Source organism: Oribacterium sp. oral taxon 078 str. F0262 (genome assembly GCF_000160135.1).
Classification (GTDB): Bacteria; Bacillota; Clostridia; order Lachnospirales; family Lachnospiraceae; genus Oribacterium.
Genome location: NZ_GG729940.1, coordinates 1,683 through 11,627 on the forward strand (window position 1 = coordinate 1,683; position 9,945 = coordinate 11,627).

The 9,945-nt window shown below is 55.0% G+C and carries 7 protein-coding genes, 3 tRNA genes and 2 rRNA genes (1 of these 12 cut by a window edge); all 12 read left to right on the top strand.

Features of this window, described 5'->3' with window-relative positions; genetic code table 11:
• Positions 1 to 1,838, top strand: a 23S ribosomal RNA gene (locus GCWU000341_RS13815); it begins 506 nt to the left of the window's first position.
• A 71-nt stretch (positions 1,839 to 1,909) separates the two neighbouring features.
• Positions 1,910 to 1,983 (top strand) — tRNA-Asp (locus tag GCWU000341_RS12425).
• 24 nt (positions 1,984 to 2,007) lie between these two features.
• Positions 2,008 to 2,089 (top strand) — tRNA-Tyr (locus tag GCWU000341_RS12430).
• A 10-nt stretch (positions 2,090 to 2,099) separates the two neighbouring features.
• Positions 2,100 to 2,173: transfer RNA gene (locus GCWU000341_RS12435), tRNA-Met, on the top strand.
• 393 nt (positions 2,174 to 2,566) lie between these two features.
• Positions 2,567 to 3,649: a 6-phosphofructokinase gene (locus GCWU000341_RS12440; RefSeq protein WP_009216421.1), complete on the top strand. Its 1,083-nt coding sequence runs from the start codon at positions 2,567 to 2,569 to the stop codon at positions 3,647 to 3,649.
• 16 nt (positions 3,650 to 3,665) lie between these two features.
• Positions 3,666 to 5,357 (top strand): DNA polymerase III subunit gamma/tau, encoded by a 1,692-nt coding sequence (gene dnaX, locus GCWU000341_RS12445; protein WP_009216422.1) that lies wholly within the window; start codon positions 3,666 to 3,668, stop codon positions 5,355 to 5,357.
• Positions 5,305 to 5,640 carry a YbaB/EbfC family nucleoid-associated protein gene (locus GCWU000341_RS12450; RefSeq protein WP_036600457.1) on the top strand — a complete coding sequence of 112 codons (336 nt, stop codon included), beginning with the start codon at positions 5,305 to 5,307 and terminating at the stop codon, positions 5,638 to 5,640. Before dnaX ends, GCWU000341_RS12450 begins: the two co-directional genes overlap by 53 nt.
• 1 nt (position 5,641) lies before the next feature.
• Positions 5,642 to 6,238, top strand: a complete 597-nt coding sequence (gene recR / locus GCWU000341_RS12455) for a recombination mediator RecR (protein ID WP_009216424.1) — start codon at positions 5,642 to 5,644, stop codon at positions 6,236 to 6,238.
• A 177-nt stretch (positions 6,239 to 6,415) separates the two neighbouring features.
• Positions 6,416 to 8,455 (top strand): tetratricopeptide repeat protein, encoded by a 2,040-nt coding sequence (locus tag GCWU000341_RS12460; protein WP_040654479.1) that lies wholly within the window; start codon positions 6,416 to 6,418, stop codon positions 8,453 to 8,455.
• Positions 8,455 to 9,120: a CvpA family protein gene (locus GCWU000341_RS12465; RefSeq protein ID WP_009216426.1), complete on the top strand. Its 666-nt coding sequence runs from the start codon at positions 8,455 to 8,457 to the stop codon at positions 9,118 to 9,120. Before GCWU000341_RS12460 ends, GCWU000341_RS12465 begins: the two co-directional genes overlap by 1 nt.
• 170 nt (positions 9,121 to 9,290) lie before the next feature.
• On the top strand, positions 9,291 to 9,422 hold the full coding sequence (locus tag GCWU000341_RS14120) for a hypothetical protein (protein WP_009216427.1): 132 nt from the start codon (positions 9,291 to 9,293) through the stop codon (positions 9,420 to 9,422).
• Positions 9,415 to 9,945, top strand: a 16S ribosomal RNA gene (locus tag GCWU000341_RS12470); the annotation flags it as partial. The genes GCWU000341_RS14120 and GCWU000341_RS12470, both read left to right, overlap by 8 nt.

Consider the following 9,945-nt stretch of genomic DNA (forward strand, 5'->3'; position numbering starts at 1 on the left):
AGCCCGGATCTACAGCTAAGGTCCCAAAGTGCGTGTTAAGTGGGAAAGGATGTGAGATCTCAGAGACAACTAGGATGTTGGCTCAGAAGCAGCCACACATTCAAAGAGTGCGTAATAGCTCACTAGTCGAGAGGTCCTGCGCCGAAAATTCACGGGGCTGAAACACGACACCGAAGCTTAGGGATGGAGAAATCCATCGGTAGAGGAGCATTGAAAACCCATAGAAGCAGGACTGGAAGGTTCTGTGGAGAGTTTTGAAGAGAGAATGCCGGAATGAGTAGCGAGATGGAGGTGGGAATCCTCCAGGCCGAAAATCTAAGGTTTCCAGGGTAAAGCTGATCTGCCCTGGGGAAGTCGGGGCCTAAGGCGAGGCTGAAAAGCGTAGTCGATGGAGAACTGGTGAAGATTCCAGTACCGAATGATATCAGAACTGCGGGGACACATGGGGGAAGGAAGAGCTGGGAGAGAGAAGACCGGTGCAAGCGCCGAAAGGCGTGAAGCGGAACGAAGAAAAGTAGGGAAGCTTCCGGAGACTGTGGCGAGAAAAGCCGCTATTGTGTATCATGAGCCCGTACCGCAAACCGACACAGGTAGATGAGGAGAGAATCCTAAGGCCGACGGGAGAAGCATTGTTAAGGAACTCGGCAAAATGACCCCGTAACTTCGGGAGAAGGGGTGCCCACGGGAGTGGGCCGCAGAGAAAAGGCTCAAGCAACTGTTTAGCAAAAACACAGGTCTATGCGAAACCGAAAGGTAAAGTATATGGGCTGACGCCTGCCCGGTGCTGGAAGGTTAAGAGGAGAGGTTAGCGAAAGCGAAGCTTTGAATTGAAGCCCCAGTAAACGGCGGCCGTAACTATAACGGTCCTAAGGTAGCGAAATTCCTTGTCGGGTAAGTTCCGACCCGCACGAAAGGCGTAATGATTTGAGCGCTGTCTCAACAATGCACCCGGTGAAATTGAAGTACCAGTGAAGATGCTGGTTACCCGCGCCAGGACGGAAAGACCCCATGGAGCTTTACTCCAGCTTGATACTGGGATTCGGCAGTGTATGCACAGGATAGGTGGGAGACTAGGAGGAGAGAACTTCGGTTTTCTCGGAGTCGCTGTTGGGATACCACCCTTATGCTGCTGGATTTCTAACCGAAGGCCGTAAGCCGGCCGCGGGACACTGTCAGGTGGGGAGTTTGACTGGGGCGGTCGCCTCCGAAAGGGTATCGGAGGCGCTCAAAGGTTCCCTCAGGATGGTTGGAAACCATCCGTAGAGTGCAAAGGCAGAAGGGAGCCTGACTGCGAGGGCGACGGTCCGAGCAGAGTAGAAATACGGACTTAGTGATCCGGTGGTATGAAAGTGGGATTGCCATCGCTCAACGGATAAAAGCTACCCTGGGGATAACAGGCTGATCTCCCCCAAGAGTTCACATCGACGGGGAGGTTTGGCACCTCGATGTCGGCTCATCGCATCCTGGGGCTGAAGTCGGTCCCAAGGGTTGGGCTGTTCGCCCATTAAAGCGGTACGCGAGCTGGGTTCAGAACGTCGTGAGACAGTTCGGTCCCTATCCGGCGCGGGCGCAGGATATTTGAGAGGATCTGTCCTTAGTACGAGAGGACCGGGATGGACTGACCTCTGCTGTACCTGTTGGGAATCGATCCCACAGCAGGGTAGGCAAGTCGGGAATGGATAAACGCTGAAAGCATCTAAGCGTGAAGCCAACCTCAAGATGAGATATCCCATCGAAAGAGTAAGACCCCTTTGAGAGAAAGAGGTAAATAGGGCTGAGGTGGAAGTGCTGCAAAGCATGCAGCTGACAGCTACTAATCGGTCGAGGGCTTATCCATAGTCGGAGAGATGTCAAAACGGATTGCAATCTGCGGTTTTGAAGGCACGAGCCTTCACAGGGGACTGTGAATGGCCCGGTGGCTCAGATGGTTAGAGCGCCGCCCTGTCACGGCGGAGGTCGTCGGTTCGATTCCGATCCGGGTCGCTTATGAGTTTTCTCATAATATATGGATGGGTTCCCGAGTGGCCAAAGGGGGCAGACTGTAAATCTGTTGTCACTGACTTCGGTGGTTCGAATCCACCCCCATCCATCACTTACAGCGCGGGATGGAGCAGTCTGGTAGCTCGTCGGGCTCATAACCCGAAGGTCGTAGGTTCAAATCCTACTCCCGCAACGATAGATCTCCCATAATCGGGGGATCTTTTTTTGAGGAAAAATCCTTGTGATGCGGCTGTCCACACTTTTTTCTTCTTTCTTCCTGTTCTACAGTTTTAGCCGGTGGAAAAGCGGCCCGCCGTTAAAGCCGGAAGCATGGAAATACCGCCGGCGGTTTCATCCTGTGCTTTGGATGAGAGAGCTTCAGAGAGCCTCAATTCACACAGCAAATCCAAATTAAAGCTTTAATTTTCAGAGTCAATTGAGAGTGCCTTATGGATTGTGAGATAAGAACGGCGGCGGGGGGTTTAGGACAACGATATTGCAAGCTCGATAGCAAAACGCTATAATCAAGCTGTTATCCTGTTGGCGGGGGAGCGGCTGAGCGAGGCTCGGAAAGGAAGGGTTTTAGATGAGAGTGGGACTTTTGACCAGCGGCGGGGACTGCCAGGCTTTGAACGCTACGATGCGGGGAGTCGCGAAGTCTCTCTACGGGATTTATGAGGATCTGGAAATCTATGGTTTTCTGGATGGCTACCGGGGCCTGATCTATGACGAGTATCGGAAGATGGAAAAGTCGGATTTTTCCGGCATTCTGACTCGCGGAGGCACCATACTTGGGACGAGCCGCACCCCCTTTAAGCTGATCCGTGAGCCGGATGAAAATGGTCTCGACAAGGTGGAGGCCATGAAGCACAGCTATCGGAAGCTCCGTCTGGACTGCCTCGTGGTCCTAGGGGGGAACGGTTCCCTGAAAACCGCGAATCTCCTCTCAGAGGAGGGGCTCAATATTGTGGGCTGTCCGAAGACGATTGATAATGACCTCTACGGGACGGATATGACCTTCGGCTTTTATTCCGCCGTCCAGGTCGCGACGAATGCGATCGACTGCATCCATACGACGGCGGCAAGTCACGGAAGAGTTTTTATCGTCGAGATCATGGGCCACAAGGTGGGCTTTCTCACGCTCTATTCCGCAATGGCGGGGGGAGCCGATATCATTCTCATCCCCGAGATCCCCTATGATCTGGAGTCCGTCTGCAAGAAGATCGCGGAGCGGCACAGGAGCGGCTCCCGCTTCTCCATCGTCGCGATCGCCGAGGGAGCGATCTCAAAGTCGGAGGCAAAGCTCACGAAGAAGGAGTTAAAGAAGAAGCTCGCCGAGGATCTCAGGCTCTATCCCTCCGTCTCCTATAAGCTCGCAAAGCAGATCGAGCAGAGGACGGGGGCAGAGGTGAGGGTGACGGTGCCGGGCCACACGCAGAGGGGTGGTCAGCCGGTACCCTATGACCGTGTATTTGCGACGAGGGTCGGCGCGGCCGCAGCGAAGCTCATTCAGAAGGGAAAGTACGGAAAGATGGTCGCGCTGGTCAATAATGAACTGGTTTCCGTCCCTCTCTCGGAGATCGCCGGGAAGCTGAAGACGGTGGACCCGAAATCCAGTATCGTAGCGGAGGCGAGGATGCTGGGGATCTCCTTCGGGGACGAGATCTGAGAGCCGGAGGAAGAGTTTGTATACAGCACTTTATCGGAAATGGAGGTCCCGCGATTTCGGGGAGCTGAAGGGACAGGGAGCGGTCACGGAAGCGCTCAGGAATCAGGTGCGGAGCGGAAAGATCGGACACGCCTACCTTTTCTGCGGCACCCGCGGCACGGGGAAGACCTCTGCCGCAAAGATCTTTGCGAGGGCGGTGAACTGCGAAAATCCGCAGGACGGGAATCCGTGCAATCTTTGCAGAAGCTGCAGAGAGATTCTCAGCGGATCCAGCATGAATGTACTCGAGATGGACGCCGCGAGTAATAATGGCGTCGAGGATATCCGAAAGATCCGAGAGCAGGTCGAATACCCGCCGGTCTCCGGGAGATACCGGGTTTATATCATTGACGAAGTCCATATGCTGAGCGCGGCTGCCTTCAATGCCTTTTTGAAGACGCTGGAGGAGCCCCCGGAATACGTGGTATTTATTCTGGCGACGACAGAACCGAACCGCCTTCCGATCACCATACTCTCCCGCTGCCAGCGCTATGACTTTCGGAGGATTTCCTCGGAGGTCATCGCGGAGCGCCTCGGAGAGATCGCGGGAGCGGAGGGAATTCCCGTCTCCGCGGAGGCGCTCTCCTATATCGCAAGAGTAGGGGACGGCTCGATGAGGGATGCGGTGAGTCTTTTGGATCAGTGCTCTGCCTTTCAGTTCGACCGGGAGATAAACTATGAGGATGCGCTCGGGATTTTGGGAGCGGTGGACAGCTCCGTCTTTTCCGAGCTGATCCGCGCTCTCTCCGCGAGGGAAATCCGCTCGGCACTCTCTCTCCTTTCCGAGCTCATCGAGCAGGGAAGGGAGCTCTCACAGTTTCTCTCGGACTTCCTTTATTATGTGAGAAATCTTTTGCTCGCAAAGACGGTGGAGGATTTGAGCGGTCTTGTGGATCTCTCAAGAGAGAATTTTCAGAGGCTCCTGGAGGATAAGGAGCTCTTCAGTACGGATGAGCTTCTCCGCTATATCAGAAGGCTCTCTGAACTCATCAATCAGCTCCGCTATTCCCCGGAGAAGAGGGTATTGATCGAGATCGAGCTCATAAAGCTCGCCTATCCGGAGACCGATATTTCCCCGGAGGGGATCAATGCGAGGATCGCCGATCTGACACGCCGGATCAGTCTCTGTCCGCCGACCGGGAGGGAAGAGAGGAAGCCGGAGGACTCTGCCGGGGCAGAAATTTCCGATGGGGAGGAGAAGGAGCCAAAGACAGTTTCGCTTCCGCGGGCGCAGTATGAGGACCTCATGCTTTTAAAACGCGAGTGGGGGAATCTTTCCCGGGAGCTCTCCGGGGGACCGCTTCGAAACGCTGCTCTGAATTCCCGGGTCTACCCCGCAAGGGGAAAGTCCGGAATGGTCATTGCGACAAAAAGTAAAGCAAGCTATAATATCATCTCAGAGCCGGAGGCGATTTCCGAGATCGAGGCTCTCGTCGCAAGGAGATATCAGAGGGAGATACATTTCCAGGTTGAGAATTCTTCTGACGGGAGCAAAGAGAGCACGGTCTATGTGATGGAATCGGATCTTGAGCGGATTCATTTTCCGGTGGAGACGGTAGAGGAAGCCGCGGACGGAAGCTTTGAGGAGAAGGAGAGAGAGGAAGGAAGTCAGGACCATGGCCAGATACGGGAATTTCTCCGGGGGAATGCCGGGGATGAATATGAATAATCTGATGAAGCAGTATCAGAAGATGCAGAAAAAGCTTGAGGAGACCCGGGAGGAGCTCGCGAAGACCGAGTACAGTGCACAGGTCGGAGGAGGAGCGGTGAAGGTCACGGTCTCCGGAGAGAAGCGCATCACCAAGCTCTCGATCGACAAGGACGCGCTGGATCCGGAGGATGTGGAGACTCTGCAGGACATGATTATCACAGCCTGCAATCAGGCGCTCTCGGAGATGGAGGAAGATTCCCAGAAGAAGATCGGAGATATCGGCGGAGGTCTGGGCATTTAGGATGGAATATTTCTCGAAGGATATCGCAAGACTCGTGACAGAGCTCTCCCGTCTTCCCGGTGTGGGAGTGAAGAGCGCGCAGAGGCTGGCCTTCTACATCATCAACAGTCCGCTGGAGCAGGCGGAGGCGCTTTCGGAATCCATCCTCTCCGCGAAGAAGAATATCCGCTACTGCAGGGAATGCTTTACGATCACGGATTCGGAGCTCTGTCCGGTCTGTGCCTCGGAGGAGCGGAACCACAGACAGATCATGGTTGTGGAAAATCCGAGAGATATGGGAGCCTACGAGAGGACGGGAAGATACCGCGGTGTCTACCATGTGCTGCACGGCGCGATCTCGCCGATGCTTGGGATCGGGCCGGAGGATATCCGCTTAAAGGAGCTCATGCAGCGCCTGCAAAAGCCGGTGGATGAGGTCATCATCGCCACCAATTCCTCGCTGGAGGGAGAGACGACGGCGACCTATCTGACGAAGCTGATTAAGCCGAGCGGGATCAGGCTGAGCCGAATCGCCTCCGGGGTTCCGGTCGGAGGTGATATTGAGAATATAGATGAGGTGACATTGCTCCGCGCGCTGGATGGGAGAGTGATACTCTAGGGATATCCGTCCGGGCGGAGCCGTCCGTTTTCCCGGGACAGGGGACGGACATGCAGGAGAGGAGGAAGAGCCGCGGGCGGCAGTACGGACCCGATGCGGAGAACGCTTTTCTCAGCGCCTCCCAAGGGCAGCGCTCCCGGAGCCAGGGAGGGAAAGGACAAGGGCCGAAAGAGATTTATGGACAAGAATGAGTTTAATATCAGAGCAGAGCGGATCAGAAAACTGACAGAGGAGGGAGATTACAGGACGGCGATGCAGATCGCGGACAGTATCGACTGGAATCGGGTGCGGAACGCAAACCTCCTCTCTTCTATCGCGGATATCTACGAGCGGAATGGTGAATACCAGGAAGCGAGGGACATTCTCATGCTTGCCTATGACAGAGCGCCCGTCGGGAAGCGCTTTCTCTTCCGTCTCTCGGAGATCTCCGTAAAGGAAGGGGATCTGGATGCTGCGATGGAGTTCTATCGGGACTTCTGCGAGCTGAGCCCGGAGGATCCCCGCCAGTATCTTCTCCGCTATATGATCCTGAAGAAAAAAGGCGCGAAGCCGGAGCAGCTTATTGGTTCCCTGGAGCAGTACAGCTCCGAGGAGGTCGATGAAAAATGGCTCTATGAGCTCGCAAAGCTCTATGCGGACGCGGAAAAGGAAGCGGAATGCATCCGGACCTGCGACAAGATCATGCTTCTCTTCGGGCTCGGGAAATATGTGGACAAGGCGATGGAGCTGAAGCGCCGCTATCAGCCTCTCACAAAGGAACAGCTGGATCTGGAGGAGAACCGAGAAAAGTACGAGGATAAGCTTCGCCAGGTCTCCATGAAGTATGAGCCCAATGAGGACTATGATCTGGAAGGCGCGGACTTCCTGGGAAATAATGCCGTTCCGGAGGCGGCGGAGCCGGTCTCTGAGGAAGAGGCAAAGAAGGAGATGGCGGCGGCCTTTCGAAAGCCCAACGAGCAAAGGGAGAAGGAGGAGTCTCCGGAAGAGGAGGCAGTGATAGAGGAAAGGGAAGGGGAGGACGAGAGCGGCGCGCCCTCTAAGGACGAAAAAGAAGAGGAAGAGGCAGAGAGCGCAGAGAAGGCGGAGGATAGCCCGAAGAAGCAGCCTCCCGAGAGGGAGGCGGAGGACGAGGAAGAGAGGGAGGAGCCTTCCGCTCCGCTCTCTTCCGCCAGGGAGCTGGAGAAAAGCACGGGAGAAACGGAGGAGACGCCCGAGGAAGAAATCGAGGAGATTGATTCCGGAGAACCCGAGGAAGAGAAGCACAACTATCATATGATTATCGAGGCCGCTTCTCCCGAGGACGGCTTCCGCATCGCGGTGGATGAGATCCGTTTCTTCCACAAAAAGTACGGGCTGGATTATAAGGTGGCCAAGACCACGGCGGAGAAGCTGAATGAGAAGGGCTTTAAAACCTTTCTTCCCCGCCTTCGCGGGAGGGATCTCATCATTGAGCACGCGGGGGAGCTGAAATACTCTGTGGTGGATGAGATCTCCGAATACCTGGATCAGCTCTCGGATTCCGCCTCCGTGGTCCTGGTAGATCTGCTGGATGCCTTTGACCGGATGGCGGAGGACCGGCCGCTCTTTATCCGAAAGTTTGATCTTGTCTCCGATAAAAAGGCGGAGGAAGAGGAAGAAGAAAAGGAGGAGCTCCTCGAGGATGTCGATCTGAACGCAGAGCCAAAGGAAGAAAAGGAGCCTGAGAAGACGGAGGAGGAGAAGCGTCCGACGAGGCCGTATGACAGGGCGGAAGAAAAACGGGAGATCGAGGTCTTCCCGCAGCGCGCGGAAAGGAGCGTCCAACGGGAAAAGCCCGCGGAGGAGGAACGCCCCAGAGTCCCTCTGGAGGAGATCGCGGCGGAGAATGAGCATACCAGGCGGATCGAGAAGCCGGAGGAGAGCGGAGCGAGAGAGCGGAGGACTCCGGAGCAGTACAGGGAGCTCAGCATCGATGAGTTTGCGGAATATGCGCAGGAGTATGCGCGTTCCATTGACTGTGTCATGCCCGGAAAGACGGTGATCGCCCTGTATGAGCGGATTGAGCTCATGCAGGAGGATGGAATCCCGCTCAACAAGCAGAGCGCGGAGGAGCTCATTGAAGAGGCGGCGGACCGCGCGGAGAAGCCCTCCATCGGAAAGAAGCTCAGCGGCATGTTCCACCCGAAGTATGATAAGAATGACAAGCTGATCCTGAGAGAGGAGAATTTTATCAGTTGATGGATCTTGCAAAGATTATTCTGGAAAATTGGGTACAGCTGGCAGTGGCTGCCGAAATGGCAGCCATGTTTTATTATGGCTGGAAGAGCGGTCTGATCCGGATGCTCTTTTCCTTCCTGCCGACGCTCACAAGCTTTCTGATATGCAGGGCGCTTTTTCCCAGGGTGAAGGAACTCCTCGCAGAAAACAGCGCGGCGAATGCCTTTCTGGAGGACAGAATCCGCCCTCTCCTCCCGCAGCTTGGCGGAGCGGAAGCCGGAGATCCCAATGCGGAGATTCTCTATCGGATGATAGGACTGGACAAGCTGAGCTCGTATCTCGCGGAGCAGCTCTCCAATCTCCTGATCTCGGCGATTCTCTTTCTGATCCTTTTGCTTTTGGTGAAGGTCTTTATGGGGATATCCTTTCGCTTCCTGAATCTTCTCGCGGAGGCTCCCGGGCTGAGCCTGATCAACCGAAGCTTGGGAGCTCTGCTCTCTCTTTTGCAGGGGCTGTTTTATCTCTGGCTTTTGCTGATCCTCCTCTCCTTTCTCCCGGAAAACCCTGTGAGTATCTCTGTCGCGGAGCAATTCAGCCGCCCCGGAAGCTGGCTGAACTATATCCGGGAGGCAAATCTCATCACCCGCATCTTTTCTGCGGCGGCCGGACTTCCCTGGAGGATATAGAGAGGGAAAAGAAAAGTTAAAGAAAAGCATTGACAGAAGAGGGGGGAGGATGCTATCATAAGCGAGCTGTCCCAAGGGGACGGCGAGGACCTTGAAAATCAAAGATCGAATCATACACAGACCCTGAATATTCGAAACGGCGAAAGCCGTCTCTGTTTGGAAGCGGAAGAATGCGGAAGGACAGAGGAGAGATTCAGAAAGCACAGAAAGTGCAGCGAAGAAAACTCGCAGTAAAAGAAGGAAAAAAGCCAAGCTTAAGAATGAGCGAAGCAGGAGGAGGCCGGAAGGCCTCCATTGAATGAGAGTTCGATCCTGGCTCAGGATGAACGCTGGCGGCGTGCCTAACACATGCAAGTCGAACGGAGTCCAGCCTTTAAGACCTTCGGGTCAAAGAGGGGAAGACTGAGTGGCGGACGGGTGAGTAACACGTGGGCAACCTGGCTCATAGAGGGGGATAACAGAGAGAAATTTCTGCTAATACCGCATAAGCACACACTGCCGCATGGCAGAGGGTGAAAAGAGAATCGCTATGAGATGGACCCGCGTCTGATTAGCCAGTTGGCAGGGTAAGAGCCTACCAAAGCGACGATCAGTAGCCGATCTGAGAGGATGAACGGCCACATTGGGACTGAGACACGGCCCAAACTCCTACGGGAGGCAGCAGTGGGGGATATTGCACAATGGGGGGAACCCTGATGCAGCGACGCCGCGTGAGTGAAGAAGTATTTCGGTATGTAAAGCTCTATCAGCAGGGAAGATAATGACAGTACCTGAATAAGAAGCCCCGGCTAACTACGTGCCAGCAGCCGCGGTAATACGTAGGGG